The sequence below is a fragment of the Sinomicrobium endophyticum genome, assembly GCF_052983315.1.
Genome location: NZ_JBRKIS010000025.1, coordinates 385,760 through 411,631 on the forward strand (window position 1 = coordinate 385,760; position 25,872 = coordinate 411,631).

13 protein-coding genes are annotated in these 25,872 nt (G+C 43.2%); 6 read left to right on the forward strand and 7 right to left on the reverse strand.

The annotated features are described in order from the left end of the window. Window positions 1–109 precede the first annotated feature (109 nt). The 6 genes from ACVBDU_RS10210 to ACVBDU_RS10235 all read right to left on the reverse strand — a co-directional run bounded on the left by ACVBDU_RS10210 (window position 110) and on the right by ACVBDU_RS10235 (window position 10,322). Window positions 110–1,690, reverse strand: coding sequence for a tetratricopeptide repeat protein (locus tag ACVBDU_RS10210; protein WP_447179644.1), 1,581 nt, complete (start codon window positions 1,688–1,690; stop codon window positions 110–112). Window positions 1,691–1,833: 143 nt separating this feature from the next. Continuing rightward, window positions 1,834–4,194 (reverse strand): TonB-dependent receptor domain-containing protein, encoded by a 2,361-nt coding sequence (locus ACVBDU_RS10215; protein ID WP_447179645.1) that lies wholly within the window; start codon window positions 4,192–4,194, stop codon window positions 1,834–1,836. 148 nt (window positions 4,195–4,342) lie between these two features. Then, window positions 4,343–5,692, reverse strand: a complete 1,350-nt coding sequence (locus tag ACVBDU_RS10220; protein WP_447179646.1) for a DUF3526 domain-containing protein — start codon at window positions 5,690–5,692, stop codon at window positions 4,343–4,345. Then, window positions 5,692–7,140 (reverse strand): ABC transporter permease, encoded by a 1,449-nt coding sequence (locus ACVBDU_RS10225; RefSeq protein ID WP_447179647.1) that lies wholly within the window; start codon window positions 7,138–7,140, stop codon window positions 5,692–5,694. Before ACVBDU_RS10225 ends, ACVBDU_RS10220 begins: the two co-directional genes overlap by 1 nt. A gap of 11 nt (window positions 7,141–7,151) precedes the next feature. Beyond that, window positions 7,152–9,614 (reverse strand): TonB-dependent receptor domain-containing protein, encoded by a 2,463-nt coding sequence (locus tag ACVBDU_RS10230; protein WP_447179648.1) that lies wholly within the window; start codon window positions 9,612–9,614, stop codon window positions 7,152–7,154. A gap of 12 nt (window positions 9,615–9,626) precedes the next feature. Further along, window positions 9,627–10,322 carry an ABC transporter ATP-binding protein gene (locus tag ACVBDU_RS10235; RefSeq protein WP_447179649.1) on the reverse strand — a complete coding sequence of 232 codons (696 nt, stop codon included), beginning with the start codon at window positions 10,320–10,322 and terminating at the stop codon, window positions 9,627–9,629. A gap of 900 nt (window positions 10,323–11,222) precedes the next feature. Here ACVBDU_RS10235 and ACVBDU_RS10240 point away from each other — a divergent pair. From ACVBDU_RS10240 to ACVBDU_RS10260, 5 genes are all read left to right on the forward strand, one after another. Then, window positions 11,223–14,288, forward strand: coding sequence for a SusC/RagA family TonB-linked outer membrane protein (locus ACVBDU_RS10240; RefSeq protein ID WP_447179650.1), 3,066 nt, complete (start codon window positions 11,223–11,225; stop codon window positions 14,286–14,288). A 26-nt stretch (window positions 14,289–14,314) separates the two neighbouring features. Continuing rightward, on the forward strand, window positions 14,315–15,955 hold the full coding sequence (locus tag ACVBDU_RS10245; protein WP_447179651.1) for a RagB/SusD family nutrient uptake outer membrane protein: 1,641 nt from the start codon (window positions 14,315–14,317) through the stop codon (window positions 15,953–15,955). 181 nt (window positions 15,956–16,136) lie between these two features. After that, window positions 16,137–18,452: a GH92 family glycosyl hydrolase gene (locus ACVBDU_RS10250; protein ID WP_447179652.1), complete on the forward strand. Its 2,316-nt coding sequence runs from the start codon at window positions 16,137–16,139 to the stop codon at window positions 18,450–18,452. A gap of 49 nt (window positions 18,453–18,501) precedes the next feature. After that, window positions 18,502–19,647, forward strand: coding sequence for an acyltransferase family protein (locus ACVBDU_RS10255; RefSeq protein ID WP_447179653.1), 1,146 nt, complete (start codon window positions 18,502–18,504; stop codon window positions 19,645–19,647). Window positions 19,648–19,848: 201 nt separating this feature from the next. Next, window positions 19,849–23,877: a hybrid sensor histidine kinase/response regulator transcription factor gene (locus tag ACVBDU_RS10260; RefSeq protein ID WP_447179654.1), complete on the forward strand. Its 4,029-nt coding sequence runs from the start codon at window positions 19,849–19,851 to the stop codon at window positions 23,875–23,877. A 129-nt stretch (window positions 23,878–24,006) separates the two neighbouring features. Here the strand turns inward: ACVBDU_RS10260 and ACVBDU_RS10265 are convergent, their stop codons facing one another. Continuing rightward, window positions 24,007–24,579 carry an RNA polymerase sigma factor gene (locus tag ACVBDU_RS10265; RefSeq protein WP_447179655.1) on the reverse strand — a complete coding sequence of 191 codons (573 nt, stop codon included), beginning with the start codon at window positions 24,577–24,579 and terminating at the stop codon, window positions 24,007–24,009. Window positions 24,580–24,678: 99 nt separating this feature from the next. Here ACVBDU_RS10265 and ACVBDU_RS10270 point away from each other — a divergent pair, with 99 nt between their 5' ends. After that, window positions 24,679–25,782, forward strand: a complete 1,104-nt coding sequence (locus ACVBDU_RS10270) for a FecR family protein (protein WP_447179656.1) — start codon at window positions 24,679–24,681, stop codon at window positions 25,780–25,782. The last annotated feature ends 90 nt before the right edge of the window (window positions 25,783–25,872 follow it).

A 25,872-nucleotide genomic window follows, 5' to 3' on the forward strand; every position in this document is an offset into this window, starting at 1 on the left:
AATAGTGAACAACAACAGTACACCGGGGAAACTTCAAGGCAACATTCACGGTTTGTTTACATGGGGGTAACATTTACTAAAGAGAGGGTCTTTTTGTGAGGTGGGATCTCTACAATTCCATTAAAAAACCGACGAGTTCCTGTTTGGAGGGAATAGGTAATTTTTTTCTCAACCGGTATCTTGCCACTCTTACGCTGTCCGGCGTAACCCGAAGTATGGGAGCTATTTCTTTGGACGACAGGTTAAGACGAAGCAGCATAGCCAGCCGCAATTCGGCCGATGAGAGTTTTTCTGTGGTAATGGCCGCCAGTTTTTTAAAGAATTCGGGGTGAATGTCTTTAAAAAATCCCATGAATTCATCCCATTCTTCTTCCATTTGCAGGTTGGTATCTAATTCCCTGGACAGCGATCTTATCTTGGTGTGGGCATCCATTTGTTTACGGGATGCAATGTTTTTGAGCGCGGACGCTATATCGGCAATAAGCTTGTTTTTTTGTGCCATGTTCAAGCTATACCTGGACAGGGAAGCGGTTTTCAGGTCAATTTCATCCTGCAATCTTTTTTCTTCTATCTCTCTCTTGTCCAGTTCGGCCTGTAATAAACGCTGCTTATACTGTTGTAATTTTACTTTTTCCCGGCGTTTGCGCGAAAAGTGTGCGTAAAGCAGCCCGCCGGATAATAACAGGGCAAGGGCAGTAACCAGGATCAGGTTGCGGTTGGCCGTAATGGCTTCGTTCTGGTGTTTCAGCAATTCTATCTGTGCTTCTTTCTGGTTAATTTCATACGCTGTCTGTAGGGTATTGAAATTATTGATGTCCCGGTTTTTATTCATTTCCTTATACATCTCTCCATAAACGGTAAGATGTTCGTAAGCCTTTTGGTAATCTCCTGTTCCGGCGTAAGCTTCCGAAAGATCCTGATGCGCGCTCTTTTGCTGATGAAGATTGTTTCTGTCTACGGCTAATTGAAGTGCTTTTAAGGTATATTCCAAAGCTTTGGCATAATTACCTGTTTTGCGGAACATGTCCCCGATATTATTTAATACGCTTATCTGTGCACCGTCATCCGTACTTTCGAAATACGACAGTGATTTGGCGAAATGTTTATGAGCGATTTCGTATTGCTTTAAATCCTCATAGATGCTTCCCATATTTTCGTTAACCATGGCTATGCCCCGCTGATCGTTAATCTCTTCAAAAAGCTGCAGACTCTTCTGTTGATGTTCCAGGGCTTTCAGGTAATTCCCTTCCTTTTCCGCACAGGTTCCCAAAAGGCCTTCCGCATTGGCCTGTCCACGCCTGTATTTATTTTGTACGGCAATATCTTTGCTGGTTTTGAGGTATTGCTTTGCTTTGGAAAAAAGCTTCAGGGAGAGATATATTTCCCCTATCTTACGATTCAGTATACTGTGAATGCTGTCTTTTGCTGTTCCGGAATGGACCTCCATAGCCTGGTTATACTGACCGATAGCTTCTGTAAACACTTCGTTTTTCCGGTAAAAATCTCCAAGCTGTATATGTTTTTGGGCAGTAATGGCGGGCATCCCGTTTCTAAGGGCTTCTTTCAGTTCGGTCTTATAAATGTATAACAGAGAATCCTGGGATGAATCGTGCCTGTCCTTTTCATGTGTACTTTGCCCGGCACACAGAAAGGGGATCAGCAGAAAAATAATTTTTTTAATAGTGTGCAAAAGACAGTGCGTTGATTTAACCAAGCAAAGTATCGCAGCAATGTTAAATTAAGGTTATACGGTCTTCATTTTATGATTAACAATAACAGGGAGACGGTTTAAGGAATTGCAGATGCCATGCCTCCAGAAGGTATTACCTGTACTTATAAACGTTTTTGTTCATCCGTTTTAGTTGTTTTTTCCTTAACCAGGTTTCCGCCAAAATGGTAACGGAACGTCAGCCCCACTCTCCTGGAATCCGGTTTGTCGTTATAGCTGTAATTAATGATATTGCTCTTTGAAACCCCTTTTTCCCTGTAACTGTCGAATATATCGCTTAGCGTAAATACAGCATCCAGCTTACCGTCAAGGAACGAACGTTTAATACCGAGATCTGCAAAAAAGACCTCTTTGGCGAGGTAAACCCCCCGTAATTCGGCAGAAGTATATTTAAGGGACACGTCCAGGGTATAATGCTTAAATATTCGGATTTGCTGTTGTACCGAAAAGGTCGATGCCCACCTGGAAAACGTACGTTCCGTATCTCTTTGGGATATGGGATAGCTGGTATGGTTAAGTCCGCCAAAAAACTGGACATCCCAGTACGGTGCCAGTTGTAGGGGTGCCATGATATCGATATCTACCCGGTCGAAGTGGGTGAAATTGGCACTTTGGCTCTTCACGGTTACGCCATTGTCATCGAATGATAAATGGCGTGAAATATAATCGCTGCGTTTACTGTACCCGGTTGTGAGTATGTATTTCTTCCGGAAAGTATAAGATGCCGAAAATTGCCACGCCATTTCGGGCACCAGTTCCGGGTTTCCCGAGAAATAAAAATATTCGTCGTTATACCAGCGTACAGGGTTCAGACTGGAATAGGACGGACGGTTGATCCTCCGGCTAACGGCCAGGTCGATCTTGTGGTCATCATCCGGAAAATAACCTACGGACAGATTGGGAAACAGACGGGTATATTTCCAGTTGTTGGCAAAGGAGCCGTCCAGCAACAATGCCTTTGCCCTGGTATGTTCCAGCCGCAAACCAGCTTCGACCTCAACATTCCCAAAGGTTTTGGAAGCCGATACATAGGCGGCACTGATCTGTTCTTTGTATTTGAAATGATTGGTTAGTTCGGGGATTTCCACAAAACCGTCGGCTGTTTTTTCTTCGGAACGAAAATTATTGTCATTGCCGGCTTCGGCAAATTTTAACCCGGCCTTAAAACCCACTTCCGGAAACGGAAGGTCTGCATCGGCCTGTATCGACTTTATTTTAATAAAGCCGGGTTGATGTATATGCATCGTATTGGTATGGCGTAGTTGCCCTTCGGCATTATAGTGCTTCCCCTCCATGAGCCCGTCCGAAAAATTACGGTAAGAAATATACCGGGCATCCGCTGTTATTTTTTTTCCTGTGGTATCAATGTCAAATTGATAATCGATATTTATGGCATCGTAATGATATGGTTCTTCCAGGTCATAAGTAGAATGGATGTTAGAAAACAAACTGCCGTCTTCCCTATGTTTGCGGATAGTAGAAGTTTTGGTACTCGAAAAATCGTCTAAATACCCGTGATAATGAGCGCCGATCCTGTGTTTCGGGGTAAATTGCCAGTCGCCCCCGGCTTTCCAGGTATAGAAATAGATATCGAACGGGTTCTGGTTTTCCCTGCTCAATTCCATCTGCTCTCCTTCCTCCACAATGGTATTTCCACTTTCACCCCTGCGGAAACGATGGGGTGTATTGTAATCGAAAGAGGCATAAGCACTCCATTTGTCTTCATGGATACTGCCCGAAATATTCTGATTGTTCATCCAGGATCTTCCTTTGGACACACTACTCTTCAGGCTCAGGGCGTATCCCCTGGCCCTGTTCTTTTTGGTTACAATATTGATAATCCCCGAATTTCCGGCGGCATCGTAGGCGGCAGACGGATTGGTGATGAGTTCCACTTTGGCAATGTCTTCGACGCTTAACCCTTTAAGAAATATCCCCAGCTGGTTGCCCGAAAGATAACTCATCTTACCGTCGATCATTACGTTTACCCCGGTTGTCCCTCTCAAAACGATTTCCTCGTTCTGCCCGATACTCACCCCCGGGATTTTTTTCAACAGGTCAAAGGAAGATACCCCGCTGGAAGTAGCGGAAGAAGCAACGTTAAAAGTTACTTTTCCTTTATCCGCCTCCACAAGAGGTTCTTTAAAGGTAACGACTACTTCCTCAAGCTCCTGAGCATTTTCTTTCAGCTCTACATTTATATTTAATGCTGCCTTTACTTCTACCTCAACACTGGTCATGCCAATATACGAGAATACCAATACGGCGCCACTGTTAACATCAATAGAATAATTACCGTCAAAATCCGTCTGGGCACCTTTTGTACTTCCCCTTACTATAACATTTACTCCCGGTAACGGCTGTCCTTCCTGGTCCGAGACCATGCCGGTTACTGTTTTCTTCTGTGCTATTGCCATTTGGGACAGCAACAGTATATTCACAAGGAGGTAATAACTAATTCTCATAGGTTATCCATTTGACACTACATAAAAGTTCCGATGCAAGTACCGGGTTTATCAAGGGACTTGCACCGGGAATGAATTCACGGGCTGTTTTATTATACTTCCCCGTGGGCTTGCGCCCCGGTAGTTAACTCAGGAATCCGTCAATACATCATAAAAGGTGTATTCGCTTTTTAAAAACAATCCAGCCCAGGGCACCGAAAAAGACAATAAAAATGACCAGGGGCATATATAGCTTCGCTGTGTTCAACGGGGTTTCATCGGAAAAAACCTCTACTTTAAAATCCTCCCAGTTTTCGGAGGCTACCGATGCTTCACTAAAAATCTTCGGGTAGAATCGAAGCCTGAGTTTTTCGTGAAACCGGCCCGTTTCGTCCAAAAAACGCAAGTGGTTTCCCAATCCGGATTTAGCGATCTCGTTAAGGCCAAGCTGTAGGTGGAGTGTAGGGATGAATTGCGCAATCCGGAAAGCGGCAACGTTCCTTTGCCCGAGCTTTTCGCGCAATGTTGTGGATTGCTCGTAGGTTTCATCGTCTCCCATCTGCTGCATGGCATAATACCAAAGCCAGCTGAAATTGCCTTCGGGCAAGGTGTACTTTTTAAACTGTGGGTAATGCTCATAGAACTTGTTCATGGTCAATTCTTTATCCATATCCCATTTCTCGTGGTAACCCTTTCGTTGTTTAACTGTGGTCTCCAATGCTTCGGGCAGCGGGTATCTATGTTGCAGATCATTATTGATGGCAGCAGGCAGTACAAATACAAGTAAAATCCATACGGAAAGCAGGATAATTGCATTAAAATTGGAGCTTTTTTGCTGGGACGCGACAAAAAAACAAATGGTAAACCACACCAGGATATATAAAACGGATGCCAGGAAAAAAGCCCGGAAAGCCGCATTTGCCTCAATACCCAATACCGGAATAGCAATGGCGTACAGGAGCAATAAAGCCCCGATAGTTACTATTAGTCTTACGGCAAAAGACTTCAGAACAAAATCTAATGGCCTTTTACTCTGAACAGCTATGATCTTCCAGATACCACTTTCTTTTTCTTCGGATATGATATTATAAGTGAAGGAAATGATAAGCAGAGGAAAAAGGAAGATGAGCACAAAACCGAAATCAATATTACCAAGAAGCAGATTGTATGGATTATTGAGGTCCGCATCGTATTTCTGGGCTTCCAGTGTACGTATGGTTACGCTTTTGACAGAAGGGTTAATGTCGCGCTGCCCTATGGACAAGCCATTTAATGCCGGAGTGTCGTTTACTAATGAAAATTTGATGTAATACAGCATGAGTCCCAGGTCGTCCTTGTTATATTCGGCATGGCGTTCTATGTGTTTCTGCTGGTATTGTGCCGCTTCGTCAATGTTTCGGTTTATTTTTTCTATATGTTGTTTTCCGACTAACAAGCTTATGATACCGGCCAACACGATAAAAGACACTCCGATCTTAACACTATTGGAGCGGGTAAAATTTATGAATAACAACTTCATTACAGTATTTTTAAGGTTTTAGAGAGTCGGCCAATGATCCATGCAAGCAATAATACCCAGAACGAAAGAGACAAAAACGAGATGAGCTCGCTCCGGAAGGCGCTCCCGATCCGGAGTGGGCGATATTCAAAATCTTCCATTTCCGCCCAATGCTCTTTGTCCAGGGCATAGTCCGGGTCTGCCGAACTTTTGGCCCTGTTACTCACGAATTTTATTTGCAGATCGTTCAGGCTTTGAGCCAGGTGGTACCTGTATTCTTCTGCCTGGTCCTGGAAATCTATAAAGGAATTATAGTCTGTACCGGCCAGGGCCATAGACAGGTTTTTTATACCCATATAGGGGTCGAGGAAAGCCAGGTATCTGGAGAAACTGTTTTGCCTGGCATAGATATCCCGTAATTTCCTGAGATGCTCATTGTGTATTTCCGCAGTGATTTTCTCCCCTTCTTTCATAACAAGCCCGCTGTAATTAAAGGGCAATTGTGTAACGGACTCCACATTATAGGCGGCCAGGACAGAATCTTTAAGAGCCTGGTAATGTGGATCATCCGGATTGTGGCTATCCCCGGTTTTCACCACATCGTTCTCTATCTGTGTCTGAAATTCGGCTTTGGACGGGGGGCGGTGCAAATAGGACCCGAGGGACTGGCCGGCCCTTGGCAGTAAAATGGTGAGTAACAACCAGGCGCCTATAGACGAAGTTAGCGCTGTTTTTGACGTTTTGCTCCATGCAGAAATGATAACCGCTATAAAACAAAAAATGCACAGATAAATAAAATACACGGCTATAATAAGCAACAGCCTGTACGTTTCATCCTGGCTGATATTCATTTCCTGAAGCAGTGCCCAGAGAAATACGGTTATGATGATGATGGGAAAATAAAGAGTGGACATTACCAAAATCATCCCTAAACTTTTACCCAGCAATAACTGCTTCCGGCTCAATCCCTGGCTCATCAGTATTTTCAACGTACCGTTTTCCCGTTCGGCTGCAATACTTCGGAATCCCAGGAAGAAGATCAGTAAGGGCAACAGTATTTGCAGTATCATGGCAATACTTATTTCTCCGAACCGCAGCATGCCTGTGGAAAATTCTGCTTCCGAGAAATTGGTAGGATTCTGAACATGGGCTTCGAGGAAGATAGAGCTCCCCAGAAAACTTTCCATACCGAAATCAAAAACACTCAACGGGGTTTTGGGACGAAAAGCAAAATGCCCGTAATGCGCCATTCTATGAGGGTGTTTGTCAGGATTGTCCAGCCAGTCCTGCCTGGCCTCTTCCTGGTATTTTGTTCTGATCTCTTTCTGGGTTTTAAAATTCTCCCATCCGGAAAAAACGGCATAGGCCAACAAAACCCCGATAATCAGTGTTAAAATGAAAACCGCCTTGTTTTTAAAGGTTATTTTCCAAAACAGTCTGGCAATTAGTGCTTCTGTATTTTTAATCATAGAATGTCTCCTTAAAATTTATAATTCAGCACAAGAGATCCGTTTCTGGGAGCCCCCGGAAACAGACGCAGATAGTTTTGTGCTCCCAGCCAATACTTGGTATTGAACAGGTTGCCGATATTCAATGCCACCCGGATATTACTTTTGCTTGGCGCATAATACACGGCGGCATCAAAAACGGTAAATGCCGGCACTCTGAAATCGCGGGTAAACCAGGGTACTTTACTGCTTTGATGCTGTATGCCAAATCCCACTGCCAGGTCTTTCAGGGAAGAGATATTTCTGAAATCGTACTTGGTCCACAGGTTGGCACTGTTCTTCGGAGTGTTCTCCTTTCTTTGCCCGATCAGATCTTCGTTGGTATCCTTTTTGATCTTCGCATCTATATAACTGTAAGAGGCGATGATCTGCCAATCCGGATTAATATACCCGGTAATGTCCATTTCAAAGCCCCTGCTCCTGTCTGCTCCCCGCTGTACCATAAGATCGGGCCGGGAAGGATCATTGGCACTCATCAAAATATTTTTCTGGTTGATCTCGTAAACGGATACGTTCAGGCTCATGTGCCTATGGAACAGATCGACCTTTGCCCCTACTTCTTTCAGGTTGCTGGTCAAAGGGTCGAACAGTGCGGCAGAGACATCCGACCATAAAAAATTGGCCGTACTCGGTAAAAGTGTTGTTGTATTCGACTGGGGCTGGAAGCCTTCCAGATAAGTACCGTAAATGTTAATGTTATCATTCAGGGCATAGGTAAGCCCTATCCTCGGTATGAGCCTTTGGTTCTCAAAAGAGGTTTCGTTCGGGGTTTCGTAATTGGTAATATCCTTAAACCACTCGTGCCTAAGGCTCAATAGCAGGGTAATTTTCCTGAACTGCAATTGCTCCTGTATGTATACGGCATTGTTTGTGGTGAGCGCCGATGGTATTGCTATACGCGAGTTCATCGTATAGTCCCGGATATCCCTCACCTCATGCCTGGGGTTGTTGAGATTGACATGGCCTACATTCGGCCTGGGCATAACAACACCGTCCACTTCTATGGTTTTATAATCCCCTGCATGATCCATGTCAAAAGAAGATGCTACAGTATCGTCATTTAATAAAAATCCGCGCGCAGCATTTTGCCCGCCTCCTTTTAGTTTTTGCCAGTAATGCAGGTCATACCCCACCAGGAGTTTGTGATTGATACTTCCAGTGTTAAAATCAAAATTGAAATAACTGCTTATGTTGTCTATATTCCAATATTGTTCGCGTTCTACAAACTGCATGGCAGCCAGGGAGGTTACGGGCTCATTGTTTATATCCACGGCAAATGCCCCGGTAGTGCGGTGTTCCTGTAAATCTTCTGTCCACGACTGTTTCATGTAGGAAGCGTTGAAACTGATATTGGAATTGAATTTATGGACGATATTTCCCATGACGATAAGCTCTTTAGACCTGAAAAAATCGTTGGGAGCTCCCAGATTCATGCTTATGGGAGTGCTTTTCAGATCAGTAACCCCGGCTTGTGCTCCGAAAATGGGCTGCCCCCGGTCCAGGACCCCGTTCATGTCGTTATAGATAAGCTCGGCATTAATGGCGGTTTTATCATTAGGAATATAACTGAAAGAAGGAGAGATGAGAATCGTTTTATTATTGACCAGGTCTCTGTAAGAACGTCCTTCCCGGTAAGCTCCGTTGACACGGTACAATAAGGTCTTTGATTCGTTTAAAGGGCCGGTAAAATCCAGGGTCCCTGTAAAGGTGCTAAAACTGCCCACTCCTAAACTAACCTCTTTTCTGTCTACGGGCAAAGGTTTTTTGGTAACCATATTGATACTGCCCCCCGGGTCCACGCTTGCGAAAGTAGCACTTGCAGGTCCTTTTATAACCTCCACACGTTCTATATTGGTAGTTAAGGGCTGTAAAAAATAAAACTGCCGTGTACGCATACCATTAATGATCTGCCCTTCTTCATTCTGACTTATACCGCGAATATTGTATTGGTTATAATAGCTGGAAGGCGTAACACCACTGACAACTTTTACCGCATCGGCCAGTTGAAACGCCTGCCTGTCGGCAATCAATTCTTTGGTAACCGTACTTATAGCCTGCGGAATATCTTTATTTTCCATGGCTGTTTTTGTTGCGGAAAAAGAATATTTACTATCGTAACTTTTTGAAATCCTGCCTACAACCTCAACAGTCTGTAATTCTGTAATTTCGGGGGACAACTGGATGTTCAAAAATTCACTTCCTGCCCTTATCCGGTAATTTTTGTACCCGATATAGGACACCAGGATGGGGCCTTGCCCTTCTAATAAAAAATTTCCGTCTTCATCGGTAACGGTTCCGCGGTCCGTATCTATAAGGATTACGGAAGCTCCGAAAACCGGAATACCGGTTTCCATATCGGATACCTTTCCGGTTATAGTTTGTGCCCGGGAGCAATGGAACAAAACAAGAAATACTACGGTAAATAATCGTGTCATATAATTTCTCGTTTAAACGGTCTTTAAATACAATTGTTCCAGCTCATTGGCCGAAATATCCTGAGCCTGCAATTCGCTAACCAGGTTACCTTCTTTCATGATCCCTATGCGATGAGCTACTTCCCTGGCCCGGAAAATGTCATGTGTTGCCATTAATATGGTTGTTCCGCCAACCGAAAGTTCTTTCAGAATTTCAGAAAACTCATTGGCCGCCTTCGGGTCCAGACCGGATATCGGTTCGTCTAGCAGCAGGACCCTGGCATTTTTTGCCAGCGCTATGGCAATACCTACTTTTTGCCGCATTCCCTTGGAATAGCTTCGCAAAGGTTTTTGATGTGCATTTTCCTGTAATCCAGCCTTTATCAGTAATTGTGATAGTTCGTCCTGATGCAGTTTATACCCCGCCAGGGAAGAAAAGAATTTTAGGTTTTCCACCCCGGTAAGATTAGGATACAGAGTTACCGTTTCGGGGATATAGGCCAAATATTTTTTGGTGTCCGAAGCGTTTTCGGTTACTGATAAACCGTTTATACTTGCTTCTCCGGAAGAAGGTGCAATAAATCCCAGAAGAATATTAATAGTTGTGGTTTTTCCCGCGCCATTGGCCCCCAGCAGGCAAAATATTTCTCCTTCGCTTATGTTCAGGCTCAATTTATTCAGTGCCGTAAAGCCGTTGTAATTTTTTGTAAGGTCTTTTGTGGTTATCATATATTAAAAATCAATTGTTTGCATATTCATATCCTGTGCAAAGAAAAACTCCACGCCGGAAGCCGGCCTGTTTTCTTTATAGCATAAAATATGGTTGGTACAGTGGCTTACCGGTTTCCGGAAATACATAGTACAATAGCGGGTAACTTATAGTTACTACCGTCAATAATGAAAATAATACGAATAGGGGAATCACCCGAAAAAGGCTTTTCAGGGAATCTTAACAGCGCAAATGCTATTGTAATTTAAGAAAGGTAAGGCGGTGGTTTATTAAAATATCTCCCCCTTATCCCGATTTGCGGCAAAGAAACCACATAGATTATGGACTCGTGTCCGATAAGGGGTAAAACCCGAGGAGTCAATTGCAGGATTTCAGGAGTGAAGAATATTGTGGGATTGTGGTTCTCATTGACAGTATACAACGCACAAATATCACACTTCCCAAAATCGTCATCCGGATTGGAAATATGTTCAAAAGCATGCAGGTTCACTACTTTCAGCAGAAAGAAAGCAGTGATAAAGAAAAAGCTGATGCTATGTTTGCGGCTTTTGAAATACATGCTTTCAAAAGTAGAACATAAAAAAACACTATCCAAAATTTTGTGTGCATAGGTCTGGGCACCGATAATTAACCTGCAAATATTTCCTCTCCCTCAACTAAAAGTGTATTCCAACCGCTATAAGGGAACCCAAATTGCGCATGATTTGTCTTTGTAGCAAATACCCCTGAAATCAAAAAACCCGTTCGCTTCACTTCCCATCTAAAAAACATCATATTAACAATTTATCACCCGTTAATTTTATAAAATATGAATAATCTGTCTATGTTTTTGGTGAATTTGTACATTTTTCCGGGTTTATTTTAACATTACTTTGGGGCAATCAATAAACCAAAACCATATGAAAACTTTATTACCAATTGTGACCATTCTTTTTATGGCATATACATCCATGTCATGGTCGCAAACCAGAGAAATTACAGGTAAGGTCCTGGACGACCTTAGCGAGCCCTTGCCCGGAGCAAATATAGTTGTAAAAGGCACCCGGACAGGAGTAGTGACAGATTTTGATGGAAATTTCAAAATTGAGATTACACAAAATGATGTTATCCTGGTTGTTTCTTATCTGGGATACGAACCCAAAGAAATTAAAATAGGCAATGCAACGGATTATACCGTTCAGTTAACCGCTTCTTCATCTGCCTTGGACGAAGTGGTGGTTATTGGTTACGGATCGGTGAAAAGAAGCGATCTTACAGGATCCGTAGCATCCATGAACGCCGAGCAACTGGAAAAAACAAACAAGGTTGATGCCATTTCCGCAATGCAGGGACAGGCTCCGGGAGTAGTCATTCAGCGTACGGACAACAAACCTGGAGGCGGGGGGTTCAATATCCGTATCCGTGGAGCCAGTACCATTAATATGAACGAAACAGCCAATCAAGGGGGATTCAACCCCGGGCAAAACCCGCTTTTTATCGTAGACGGGATCTTTGTGGATGATATCTCTTTCCTGAACCCTGCCGATATCGCCAGAATGGACATTCTTAAAGATGCTTCGGCTACGGCCATCTACGGATCAAGGGGGAGTAACGGGGTGGTTATCATAGAGACCAAACGCGGTAAAACAGGTGAATTAAAAGTAAATTACAGTGGTTATATAGGTTTTAAGGAAGCTTATCATTTGCCATCCATCTACAATGGTCCGGGGTACGTGGAGTTCATCAGGGACGTTGTTGTGGGTAACGAGTTCGCCCAGCTTACGGGAGATCTTAATTACAGGAGAGGAGATGTGGTGTTGTCGGACTATTTTGATGCGGAAGAAATGCAGAACATCGCCGACGGGGTGAGTACAGACTGGGTAGACCTCGTATTGAGGGCAGGACTGCAAACCAATCACACCATTGACCTGAGCGGAGGGAGTGAGACTACTACTTATGCGGTTGGTCTGGGCTATACCCGGGACGAAGGAACTATTCAGGGAGAAGATTTTAGCAGGTATAATATAAGAGGAAGCTTAAAAAGTGACCTTACCAAATGGTTGAACCTGAGTTTTAACAACTACATCACCAATGCCGTACAAAATACGGGGAGCTGGGAAGGTTTCAGGAGTGCGTACCGATTAAAGCCTATTGGACGTCCTTATAACGATGACGGATCACTGCGATTTTTTCCGACACAAAAAGAAACCCAGATCACCAATCCGTTATTTGAAGGTGACAATGTAACCAGAGAAACCAAGTACCTGCAATATATAGGGGATATAGCCATAGAGGTAAAGCCTGTGGAAGGATTGACCATCACATCGAAATTTTCGCCTAATATTAAATATACCAGGTATGGAGAGTATCGCGGGCTTTATTCCAAGAGTGTGGTTGCGAACCCGTCAAACCGGAGAGCCCAGGTAAACAACCAAAACTATTTTTCGTATTCCTGGGACAATATCTTCAACTATAGGTATAACAAGGGTATACATGCCATTGATGCCACTGCAGTGATGTCAAGATTTATGGAGCGCTCGGAAGGATACTATTCGCAGGTCCGGAATTTTACCACAGATGAATACTTGTTCTACAACTTAGGTGCCGGGCTTGATATAAGAGACCTTTCCAGTGATTTTTCCAAACAGACCCTGGAGTCTTACACAGGAAGGCTAAGCTATAGCCTGATGGATAAATACCTGTTTACCGTAACGGGCCGGTACGATGGTGCTTCCATACTTTCGGATAAAAATAAATGGGCCTTTTTTCCGTCTGCTGCCTTTGCATGGAAAATGATCGATGAAGATTTCATGCAAAAGCAACAGTTGTTCTCCAATGCCAAGATAAGGCTCAGTTATGGTCAGACGGGCAACAATGGCCAGGGTGGTGGATTGGGTCCGTTACTTTCACAGTCATTACTTAACCCCAGTGCAGTCAACTTGGGAGATGCTTCGGTATCGACCCTTTATTTAAACGGCCTGGCCAATGAAGATCTTCGCTGGGAAAAGACCACCGAAATCAATTTGGGGCTTGACTTCGGATTGCTTAAGAATAGGATTTACGGTTCGGTAGACCTCTACAAAAGAAAAAACACAGACATTATATTTTATAAGCCCCTCTCATTAGTTACCGGTTTTCCAGGAATATTTGACAATGTGGGAGAGTCGAGTAATAAGGGAATCGAGATTGCTCTGAATACTGTAAATATCGACAGTGATGATTTTACATGGACCACCAATTTTAATTTTGCATCCAATAAGAATACCCTGGACAAACTCTATGGAGATGTAGACGAGATGTTCTTCAATGTGCAAGGGGCCAGCTTTATCCATAAGGTAGGAGAAGCCATCGGATCGATCTACGATTATGAATCCGATGGCATCTGGCAACTCGATGAAGTAGACGAGGCTGCGGTATACGGGCAGCGTCCGGGTCAGGTAAGGGTAAAGGACCTGAACGATGATGGCATGATCACCCCTGGCGAAGACAGGAAGATTATTGGAAACATTACCCCTAAATGGACCGGGGGTATTACCAGTACCATGAACTATAAAAACTTCGATTTCTCTTTCTTTGTCCACATCAGCAAGGGGAACAAGGTGCGAAGTAATTTTCACAATGGTTTTTCATTTCCTTGGGACAATGAGCCTACAAGAACTTTCAACGGGTACGATGTGGATTACTGGACTCCGGAAAACCCTACCAACAAATGGTACCAGCCGGGGAACGGAGGTATATATCAGCACGCCATAAAATATCGCGATGTATCGTTTACGAAAGTCGGATATATCACCCTGGGATACAAACTCCCTTCTACCATACTGGATAAACTGAAGTTAGATAACCTGAGAATTTATGTCACTGCACAGAACCCTTTCACATTTACCGATTACGACGGATGGGATCCTGAAAACGCAGGTAGGAATGACTGGGGTGCGGCATTTATGTCCCGCACACTTATGACCGGTGTTAATTTAAGCTTCTAGTTAAATGTCAAACAAAATTGAGAACCATGAGATATTTTAATCATAAATTCATAATAGCACTGCTTACGGCAGGGATCTTTAGCACAGGATGCGAGTCATACCTTGAGGAAGAGAACAACTCGTCATTGAGTATTGAAACGGGTAAATCTGACCCCGAGACTTTTAACCAATTGGTGGCCTCGGTCTATGAAAAAGCCAGGGAAACCACCACAAAATACACTGCCGACATGTATTACGTCCTCGAAGATCTGGGGACCGATGTAGTAACAAGAGGAACAACCGTTTCGGGAGCCGATGAAATCAACGATTATGTAAACCTGAATTCACTGAACTGGGCTATCGGAGTTTATTGGGGCAATCAGTACAGTATTATAGCCGCGGCCAACCTGGCCATAGACAATGCAGAGGAAATAGAAGGAGTTCCTGCCGATACCAGAACAAGGGGAATAGGCGAAGTCAAATTTTTCAGGGCTTTATCCTATTTTAACCTGGTAGAGAACTACGGCGGAGTACCTTTGGTGCTCCACCAGGTGAAGACTGCCGAAACCGAGTATTTCCGTGCCGGCGAAGAAGAGGTCTATACACAAATCATCCAGGACCTCCGGGAGGCCCTTGACGGAGTCGATGAAAATCCAGGTGTTTACGGAAGAGTCTCCAAAGATGCCGTAAGACATCTTTTATCAAAAGTACTCCTTACCAGGGGATATAAATCTTTTGGTTCCGCATCCGATTATACCGATGCCGCAGCTCTGGCAGAAACGGTTATGGCCAACCACGCCCTGGTTGCTTCATTTGAGGAACTGGTAGATATTAATAATCAACGAAACTCCGAAGTGATATTTGCTTATTTATTCGGAAGCAATTCCGTGAGCAGGGGCTGGGGAAATTCAAAGCATATGATGTACAAATTCCGGTATTTCGATTATCCAGGTCTGGCAAGGGGCGACATATACCAAAAAGGTCTGGGACCGGCGCCTACGCCTTTCTATTATTCCCTGTTTGAAGAGGGCGATGAAAGAGCCGAAGCTACATTCCGAAGAGTACTTTATGCCGATGAAGACTATAAAGCCAACGTAGGCGGCTCGGAAGTAAATGTAGCTGTCGGGGATACGGCCATATATTTCCCGGAAACGGCATGGACCCAGGCCGAGATCGACGCGGTGCCTTACAAGGTGATCAACCCGGATACCTATTTCCGGAATAACGGGGTTACCACGGTACATTACCCCATGTTTAAGAAGTTTGACGATCCGGGCATACCTTTTACACAACCCGACCAATCTTCGCAAGGGGAAAGGGATATGGTGATGATAAGAGCCGGCGAAGCCTACCTTGTTGCAGCAGAAGCTTACCTGCAGTCTGGTAATGCTGCAGATGCCGCCGCCCGCCTTACCTCCTTACGGTCCCGGTCCGGATTGACTATGCCCGTCGCTCCGGGAGATGTTGACCTGGACTTTATCCTCGACGAAAGGGCCAGGGAACTGACAGGAGAGGTAAACAGGTGGATGGATTTAAAAAGAACAGGAAAGCTCATAGAACGTACCCTGATGCACAATCCACATGCCGCTTTAAACAACGCCCTTAGCTCAAAACATCTTTTAAGGCCAATTCCACAGGTTGAAATCGATAATACGGGGGGAAGTATTGAGCAAAATCCGAATTATTAATTAATGTCAAATCAAGTTGTTCAGATATAGGCAGGCAGGATTTGCCTGCTTATATTTAGCAAACTATATTTTTAATTTTCATGCCCCTCCTGTGTAACTTTATGCCTGCTTTGTACACTCCGGGGTAAAATAAAACCACAAAGTCAGGCTTCTTAAAAAATGGCTATCAGATAAAGAATAAATGAACTTAACAAGAACTTGTGTAAATGGCCTCATAAGAATAGGTATTATTCTTTTTTTTCTGGCATCCTGTAGAGACAAACAGGAAGTATTTACTCCAAAAAAATGCTTTGCAGATAAAGTATATTCGCTTCTCGACACGGAAAATTCGAGATGGTTTTTCTTTACATCGGCAAGCAGGCCGTTCGGGATGGTAAATTTAAGCCCGGATACCCAAATTAACGGCGCCTGGGGAAGCGGTTACCGATACAAAACAGATACCATAAAGGGCTTTAGCCATATTCACGCCTGGCAAATATCCGGACTTTCAGTAATGCCGGTAACAATTTCCGGTAATAAAAACGGGATACATACCGATTTTTATTCAAAATTCAGCCATGAAAACGAGTCGATAACTCCGGGGTACCATTCCGTAGAATTAGACAGGTATCAGATTAAAGCCGAACTAACCAGCACAAAACGGGTCGGATTTCATAAATATCTGTTTCCTGAAAACAAAAAAGCCTATATCCTTTTTAATTTAAATACCGTTTTGGGCCCCTGCCAAAACACGGAAGGGCTGTTAGAAAAAACAGGTGGGCGCGAATTGTTCGGTAAACTTGTGGCAGCCCCTACAAACAGGCGTCCCAAACCATTGACCATATATTTTAAGATGCAATTCAATGTCCCTGTTACGTCTGTTGAACGCGATACTAAAACAGGAAATTACCTGGTGGGTCTGGAGTCTTCAGACGGTGCTGTTTTAATGAAAGCAGGAATCTCATATACCTCCGTTGATAACGCGACAAACAATATACAAACAGAATTGCCGCATTGGGATTTTGACCAAGTGGTTGAAGAGTCCAGGGAGGAATGGAATGAACTATTGGACAGGATTAAAGTTGAAGGCGGTACTGAAAAAGACCGGAAACGGTTCTATACAGACCTTTGGCATGCTCTGCAGGGCAGAAGGATAATTAACGATGCAAACGGGGCATATCCCGACAATACCGGAAAACAGTTCAGAGTAGGTCAACTACCCTTGAATCCTGACGGAACACCAAAATTCAATCATTACAATTCGGACTCATTCTGGGGTGCACAATGGACCATAAATACGTTATGGGGACTGGTTTATCCGGAGATCATGAATGAATTTACACTCTCCCTGATGCAATATTACAAAGATGGGGGGTTGATTCCACGGGGCCCTTCCGGGGGCAATTACACTTTTGTGATGACCGGCGCCTCTACCACGCCATTTATGGTAAGTGCCATTCAAAAGGGAATTATAAAAAACGAATTGGAAACGATCTATGAAGCACTTAAAAAAAATCATATGCCTGGAGGTATTATGGCGAAAGCGGGATATGAGCACGATACGGATATTGGCGGAGGATTGAAGTATTACCTGAAAAACGGATACGTTCCTTCCCCGCTTCCGGAAGGAAATGGTTTCGGGATACATCAGGATGGTTCCGGACAAACCCTGGAATATGCCTATCAGGACTGGACTTTGGCACAACTGGCAAAAAAATTAAAGTATACCGATGATTATGACTATTTTATAAAAAGGGCAGCGAATTATAAAAATGTCTTTAATGAAAAAGCGGGCTGGATGGCTCCCAGGGATGTTGACGGCCAATGGAGAACAAATTTTGACCCGTATCAATATGAAAACGGATTTGTAGAATCCAATGCCGCACAGTCCACATGGTTTGTACCGCACGATATTGATGGACTGGCCGTATTAATGGGAGGAAAAGATAAAGCAGTAAAAAAACTAAATGATCAATTTGAAGTCGCCCGGAAATCCGGGTTTACATCCGGAGACTCCCACGAAGCGGAGCTGCATCCCGAATATAGCAGGATCCCTATCAATTACGGGAACCAGCCATCGATACAAACCGCATTTATATTCCATGCATTAGACAGGCCGGACCTGACCCAGTATTGGTCAAGGAAAGTAGTTGACCACGTTTTTTCCGACCTGACACCTTCAAAGGGATATAACGGAGATGAAGATCAGGGTTTAATGGGAAGCCTGGCAGTACTGATGAAAATAGGCTTGTTTCAAATGAACGGAGGTACGGAAGATGATCCGGAATATCAAATAGGAAGCCCCGTTTTTGACAAGATTACTATTCAGCTTCACAAAGATTACTACCCGGGCGAAGTATTTGAGATCAAAGCCGTCAACAACAACCCGGACAACGTATTTATAAATGATGTTCAATGGAATAATGCTCCTGTTAAACACTATAAAATTACCCATCGGGATATTACAAAGGGAGGGGTATTACAATTAAAAATGGGACGAAATACCGATGACCAATAACGGACGTATACTTTGGTCATCGGGCCAAAAACGAACTCCAGCTATCCACATGGAAGAAAAAATATTTCCGCCGAAATCAGCGCGCTTTCTGTCACTGGACGTTTTCAGGGGACTTACTATAGCCCTGATGATCGTTGTAAACACCCCGGGAACGGGCGCAAAAATATATTCCTGGCTGGCACATGCCCAATGGTTCGGGTTTACCCTGGCAGACCTGGTTTTTCCATCATTCCTGTTTGCAATGGGGAATGCCATGAGTTTCTCCATGACAAAAACAAAACACGCACCGGCGGGGGTAACCTGGAAAAAAATAATAAAAAGAACTGTCATTATTTTTTTATTGGGATACCTCATGTACTGGTTCCCTTTCTTTAATGTAGACACAGATGGGCAGTGGGTCTTAAAACCATTTGCCGAAACACGTATAATGGGCGTCCTTCAGCGTATTGCCCTGTGCTATTTTTTTACGGCTGTCCTGGTTAATTATATATCCGAAAAAGGAGCTTTAATTATTTCGGGGGCCATCCTGCTGGCCTATTGGGCCATTCTTTATCTTTTCGGGCAACCCGGAGCCGAACTGGAAATGGCAGGCAATGCCATTACCCGGTTGGATATGTCCGTCCTGGGAATGGGGCATATTTACAAAAAAGACAGCATCCCCTTTGACCCGGAAGGTATTTTAAGTACCTTACCTTCCATAGTGAACGTTGTCGGGGGATATATGTCCGGAATTTTCATTCAGAAGAAAGGCAAATCATACGAAGGAATAGCCAAACTGTTAATGGCAGGTTTTTTCCTGGTTACGCTGGCACTCTGGTGGGACCTGGTCTTTCCGATATCCAAAAAATTATGGACAAGCCCCTTCGTTTTGTATACCGTGGGCCTCGACCTGTCCGTTATGGCGATCCTCATATATGCCATTGAAATGCGAAAAATAAACGCAGGAGTTAGGTTTTTTGATATTTTTGGTAAAAACCCGCTTTTTATATACCTTTTTTCAGAACTTTTTTATGTGATTCTTAGAATGATCCCCGCCGGTTCGGGTCTGGACACTTTTGAATGGGTCAGCGAACGTATTTTTCAGGCTGTTATTCCGGGACCACCAGGGGCTTTGGCTACGGCATTAGCTTTTACTTTACTGTGTTGGTCGTTAGGGTGGTGGCTGGATAAAAGACGGATTTATATTAAAATATAGTTTAGTACATGACAAAATTTGTTTTTCAGTAAATTGTCGGAAAATCTATTCAAATTGAATTTTGTCATGTATTAATAAAATATAGTTAAAAGATTGACAGGAGATTGAAATGTACTTAAAATCAGAGATTGTCTCTTAATCTTCTTCAATCTCCCGATGTAGTCGTATCCATCTATTGTGTACTAACAGTTCAACATTTTTATGAGCAGGCCCGTATCTGTATTTATATCGTTAATCCTTTTCACAATCCGTATTTTAAATGCTCAACATATAACTTTTGAGCATTACAACGATTATGACGGGCTATCTCATAATTCTGTCCGGCATATTGTCCAGGACAAAAAGGGATTTCTATGGTTGGGAACCTTTGCCGGTTTAAACAGGTTTGACGGTTACGAATTCGATATTTATTCCGGCAGCGCAAAGAAATCCCATAAACTCATCAACGATGACATTACAGCTTTAGCTTTGGACAACGAGTCAAATGTTTTGTGGATCGGTACACGGAACGGTTTGGTTCGGTTTGAACTCGACAGGCATGAGTTCACCACTTTCCTGCCTCAAAAAGAAAACATATACAGTCTGCCAGATCACGAAATCCGCTCTTTGCATACAGACCGTTTTAAAAGGGTATGGGTGGGTACAAAAAATAAAGGGGTGTACCTGATGGACACCAAATCCGGCAGGTTTACCAAAGTTGATATTAGGGGAGCCGCTTATGTGAAATCCATCATAGAAGACAGCTTCGGAACCATCTGGATAGGATCATACGAACAAAGCGGAATAACTAAAGTGAATTTAAACAAGGACGGAACTATAAAAAACACAAAGCAATACACTCTCGAGGTCCCCTATTCCGACGAAAAGAATCCGTATATGAATTTTATCTATGAAGATCATAAGCAGGATATTTTCATAGGGACCCGCCAGGGGCTTTACAAACTGGACCGGGACAAAGACAAATTTGTAAACCTGTACATGGAGAATGAAAAGCAGCGGGAAAAACTGGGGCCCTATTTTTTATCGGTAGCCAGGTCTCCCGAAGGGGAATATTGGGTGGGCACTTTGGGAGGATTGCTGGTATGTGATAACCTGGAAGACATCCGAAAGGGAAAGTACCAGTGGCATTATTCGATACTTTCCAACAATTTATCGCTCGTCGATAATTTGGTGTATGCCTTGTATTTTGATAAATCCGGGGTGCTTTGGATAGGAACGGAAGACGGTTTGGATAAATACAATCCGTACGACAACCAGTTTAAACTCAACAAGGATATTTCCAGGTATCTTGATAACCAAGCACCCTGGATCCGGGGTTTTTCCAGGACAACAGACCATAAAGTAATAGTAGCTACCCGTTACAACGGATTATTTATCGGGGACGGGGAAAATTTTTCACCTCTTTTTAATCCCCAGTACGATATTGCCAGCATATATTCGGATGACGGCATTAATTTTTATTGCGGCCTTTGGGACGGAAGGCTTCTTATATATAATTACCTCACCCAAAATTCGCAGGTTCTGCCTATCGGTTTCCATAATACACCGGTTCTTGCATTTGCAACAATAGCTCCTGATAAACTTGTTATAGGTTCTTTTGGTGAAGGAGCAGTTTATTTTGATACGAAAACCCGCAAAAGTACTCCTCTTGCCGGTAATATGCTGAAAGGAACAGAGATCAATCAAATCGCCATCGACCGTTCAAAAAATATTTGGCTGGCCGCAGAGAACGGGGTACTTCGGCTGAATCCTGAAACCAATGTGCTGAAAACCTATACATCAAAAAGTAATTCGGGAATCCCGAACGAAAATGTAAGTGGTATTTTAATAGACCACGAACAGCGTATATGGGCAACCACCCGAAAAGGACTGGCAATTTATAATGTGGAAACCGATGATTTCCATACGGTGGATGAATTACAGGAACTGGAAGATAGCTGGATTACGGATATTGTAAATGTGGAAGATGCCCTTTGGTTAAACCTCAACAATAATGGCCTGGCCAGGTTTCATCCCAAACGGAAAGAACTGGATGTTTACAGGGTAAAAAGCGGTAACAGGCTGGATGTCTTCAGCTCAAGCGGGTTTTATAAATTCAGTGACTCCAGGATCTATGTCGCCGGAAAAAAAGGAGTGATCTATTTTTCCCCCGATCATATCAGGACTAATGAGTGGACACCGCCGCCCGTAATCACAGAATTTAAGGTGCAAAGCAAGGAAGTGTTGCCCGGAGATGTTATAAACGGCCAGACCATTTTCACCAGGGATATCAATTACAGTAAAGAAGCTACACTGACCTATAACGATCGCAATTTCTCCATTGCATTCTCCTCTCCCTCCTTTACGGATGAAAAGGGCAATAAATTTGAGTATATGCTCGATGGTTTTGACGACAAATGGATACAAACCAACAGCAATACAAGAACGGTTCAATATACCAATTTGCCGTTTGGAACCTATATTTTCAAAGTAAAAGCTACAAACAGCAGTGGTGTATGGAGTGATGAAGTGTCTTACAAAATAAAAGTACTACCTCCGTTCTGGTTGACATACAAGATGATTTTCCTGGCCTTATTTATTGTCTCGGTACTTTTCTATTTTGTTCGTCGTGAAATAAAAAACAGGATAAGATTAAAACAGGAACTCCTGGTTGAAAAAGTAAAAAGGGAGCGCGATGAAAAACTGAATAACGAAAAGATCCGGTTTTTCACGAACCTTTCTCACGAACTGCGTACCCCGCTCACCCTGATCCTGGGGTCGGCAAAACAGCTGTTGGTCGAGAACCGGGAGCAGTATAATGAACAACAAACGGAAAAATTCGGCCTGATCCATCAAAATGCAAACCGATTGCTGTTACTCGTAAACCAGATATTGGATTTCAGAAAGGCAGAAAAAGGTAAACTGGAATTAAAGGTCGCCCAAACCAATATACGCAAACATACCCTGAAAACCTTTAATTCTTTTAAAGAGCTGGCAAAAAACAAAGGAGTACAGTTGCACTTCAATTGTGAGCAAGAGGAGATAACGGGGTGGATAGACCGCGATAAATACGATAAAATGCTGTACAACCTGCTATCCAACGCCATAAAATTCACTCCCCAATACGGCAATGTAGACCTATTCCTGGGGTGTTCAACCCTGCGGAATGACCGGCTCATTATTGAAGTGGGCGACGATGGTATCGGGATCCCGGAACACAGCCAGAAGAAAATATTTTCCCGGTTTTATCAGGCATCAAACAGTAAAGAGAACAATACCGGGTCGGGCATAGGGTTAGCTTTGGTAAAGTCGCTTGTAAAACTCCACAAAGGCGACATTGTTGTTACCAGTGAGCCGAAAAAAGGTAGTGTCTTCACCATAGAGCTCCCTATAAATCAAACCGCATTCAATAAGGGGGAAATGGTTCAAATTCCGGAAACCCCGGATGAAATGCAAGATCGTTACCAGCCGAAACCTTCAAAAGTAAACGGCTCCATAACCATAAAAGACAAGATACTGTTGGTTGAAGACAACGCCGATCTCCGGAATTACCTGGCTAATTTCTTGTCGGACCATTATAAAGTGTACAAGGCGGAAAACGGGGAGAAAGGACTGCAATTATGCAAACAAATCAAACCCGTTTTATGTGTTACCGATGTTATGATGCCCGAAATGAACGGGTATGAATTCTGTGAGACCCTGAAAAAAAGTGACGCTATAAGCCATATACCGGTTATTCTGCTTACTGCCCTATCGGAGAATGATGATAAGATACGGGGTTACGATGCCGGGGCAGACGCCTATTTGTCAAAGCCGCTCGATCCGTATCTGTTAAAAACACGTATTGAGAATATTATCCGGACAAGATCGGACTTAAAAGCAAAATTTTCACATGAAATAGAAGGGGAAGTTTACGCTCTAGCCCATTCCCCGGTGGATGAAGAATTCATTAGGAAACTCTCCGGGCTTATCGAGCAAAACATACATGACCCGGAACTTTCAACGGCATTAATTTGCAGGGAAACCGGGATGAGTTCCTCAAAGTTATACAGAAAACTCAAGGAATTAACAGACCTCGCCCCCAATGAGTACATCCGGACCGTACGCCTGAAAAAATCCGCCCAACTCCTGAAAACAAAAAGATACAATGTTTCCGAAGTAACATTTATGGTGGGTTTTAATGACCCCTTGTATTTCAGCAGGTGTTTTAAAAAACAATTCGGGTTTCCGCCAAGTAATTTTTTGAAGTGATTTAGAGGCGGTCTAAGTTTAATCCTTGTTTTGTGTTTTCGGACACCCCGTTACCCGCTACGGCACGCCACTCCCTTTTGAACCTTGAACAGTGATTTCCCTGAGGGTTACATTAAAATTCTTTCACTATCAGCCCCTTATCCAAACTAATTTCAGCAGAATGCCGATCAGATACATCGGTAAAGAGATATGTTGTCGCAATAAGGTGAGTGCTTTGGATATGTGAATTTCCACTGTTTTTATGGATATCCCCATTTCTTCGGCAATTTCTTTATACTTCAACTGATTATACCTGCTGAGTAAAAAGGCTTCCCTGCACTTGGGAGGTAATTGTTCTATAGCCTGGTGTACGGCTTGTATTTTCACGGAAATATTATTTGTCCCTTCCGCATGCAATTCATGCAGGGTTTCCCATTTCAAGGCATCTAACAAATTGTTTTCCTTTTTCTCTCTCCTGATATGCTGAAGAAATTCGCGATGACATGCTTTAAAAAGATAGTGCTTCACTGAAGTATGAACGTCAATATCGTTCCGGGATTCCCACAATCGTATAAATACTTCCTGCACTATATCCTCTGCAAGGTCTGCATCTCCCGATAATTTTGCGACGTAATTGCACAACCAGCTATAATGCAACTTAAACACCTTTTCAAAAGTGGCCTTATCTTTTAGTGAGGAAATAGTTATGTGAGGTTTCTGCATTTTTTACAATTGAAAAAAGTATAAAATATTTAATATTTATATAGGGGTTTTTAGCCAAAAAAGCATCTTATAGAAAAATAGTACATCGAAAATAATAAAATGCTGCCATTAATTCAAAAATATCTTGACGGAAAATCTTCAGCCGAAGAAGAAAAGAAATTACTCGACTGGATACAGGCCAGTGAAGTTAACAGAAAAGCCTTTAAGGATCATGTAAGGTTGTGGAATTATACCCGGAAAGAAGAATACTCCTTTGACGCAGACATGGCTTTTGAGACAATAACGAAAAAGATCGACATCTCATCTCCGGCAAAACGAAAGGCTTTTAAAAGTATATACAAATATGCGGCAGTTCTGGTTATCGGTCTGTTCTCGTTTTATTTTTATACCTATACAACAGATACGCCGGGTAGCTCAGAAGGTTTAAAAGAAAGGGAGGAAAGCAATAACATCGTACTCGTTGCAAACGACGGGACTGAAGAAATCATTCCGGAACAGGAAGAAGAGCTGTCTTACCTCTCCCCCGCTAAAAGGAATGAGAAAGAAGATACGGCGTACAATACCATACTTGTTCCCCGGGGAAAGGTTTTCAGCCTTGTACTTTCCGACAGTACAAAGATCAGGTTGAATGCAGAGACCCGTATCAGGTATCCCAGGACGTTTTCGCCTACGGAGGAAACAAGAACAGTATACCTCGAAGGAGAGGCTTTTTTTGACGTTGCCCACAACAAAGAACAGCCGTTTATTGTAAAGTCGGGCGGCCTGAAAATAGAAGTATTGGGAACAAAGTTTAATGTTTCTTCCTATGCGTCCAATGCAGCTATAAACACTACTCTTGTGGATGGATCCGTAAAGGTTAGCAGCCCGGAAGAACAATCTCCTCCGGTTGTACTCCGTCCCAGTCAGCAGGCGGCTTATGACAAAAAAACGACCGATATGAAAGTCTTTGATGTAGATACCGGTATGTATACGGCCTGGACGGACAAACGGATAGTATTTGACAATGAACCTCTTCAGGATATCATTTTAAAAATAGAGCGTATTTATAATGTAGACATTGTCAATGAACTTCCGGATATCGGACAGGTACACTTTACCGGGGAATTCGGCCGGGAAGACAGTATAAAAGACATCCTGAAAATTATAAGCAGTAGTATTGATTTTAAGTATAAGACCGAAAATGGAAAAATAATCCTTTATTGACTAAACCGCTCAGCACGGAAAAGCGCAGAAGTTTTGATAAACGATCATGCCCGGCGGGCGGAAAAATTGCTCTTTAGTTATTGGTTGTTA

Excerpts from the sequence above, each read along its gene's own strand:
- ACVBDU_RS10220 (WP_447179646.1), bottom strand. The coding sequence starts at position 5,692 with ATGAAGTTGTTATTCATAAATTTTACCCGCTCCAATAGTGTTAAGATC.
- ACVBDU_RS10235 (WP_447179649.1), bottom strand. The coding sequence starts at position 10,322 with ATGATAACCACAAAAGACCTTACAAAAAATTACAACGGCTTTACGGCA.
- ACVBDU_RS10215 (WP_447179645.1), bottom strand. The coding sequence starts at position 4,194 with ATGAGAATTAGTTATTACCTCCTTGTGAATATACTGTTGCTGTCCCAA.
- ACVBDU_RS10250 (WP_447179652.1), top strand. The coding sequence starts at position 16,137 with ATGAACTTAACAAGAACTTGTGTAAATGGCCTCATAAGAATAGGTATT.
- ACVBDU_RS10270 (WP_447179656.1), top strand. The coding sequence starts at position 24,679 with ATGCTGCCATTAATTCAAAAATATCTTGACGGAAAATCTTCAGCCGAA.
- ACVBDU_RS10245 (WP_447179651.1), top strand. The coding sequence starts at position 14,315 with ATGAGATATTTTAATCATAAATTCATAATAGCACTGCTTACGGCAGGG.
- ACVBDU_RS10230 (WP_447179648.1), bottom strand. The coding sequence starts at position 9,614 with ATGACACGATTATTTACCGTAGTATTTCTTGTTTTGTTCCATTGCTCC.
- ACVBDU_RS10265 (WP_447179655.1), bottom strand. The coding sequence starts at position 24,579 with ATGCAGAAACCTCACATAACTATTTCCTCACTAAAAGATAAGGCCACT.
- ACVBDU_RS10255 (WP_447179653.1), top strand. The coding sequence starts at position 18,502 with ATGGAAGAAAAAATATTTCCGCCGAAATCAGCGCGCTTTCTGTCACTG.
- ACVBDU_RS10225 (WP_447179647.1), bottom strand. The coding sequence starts at position 7,140 with ATGATTAAAAATACAGAAGCACTAATTGCCAGACTGTTTTGGAAAATA.
- ACVBDU_RS10240 (WP_447179650.1), top strand. The coding sequence starts at position 11,223 with ATGAAAACTTTATTACCAATTGTGACCATTCTTTTTATGGCATATACA.
- ACVBDU_RS10260 (WP_447179654.1), top strand. The coding sequence starts at position 19,849 with ATGAGCAGGCCCGTATCTGTATTTATATCGTTAATCCTTTTCACAATC.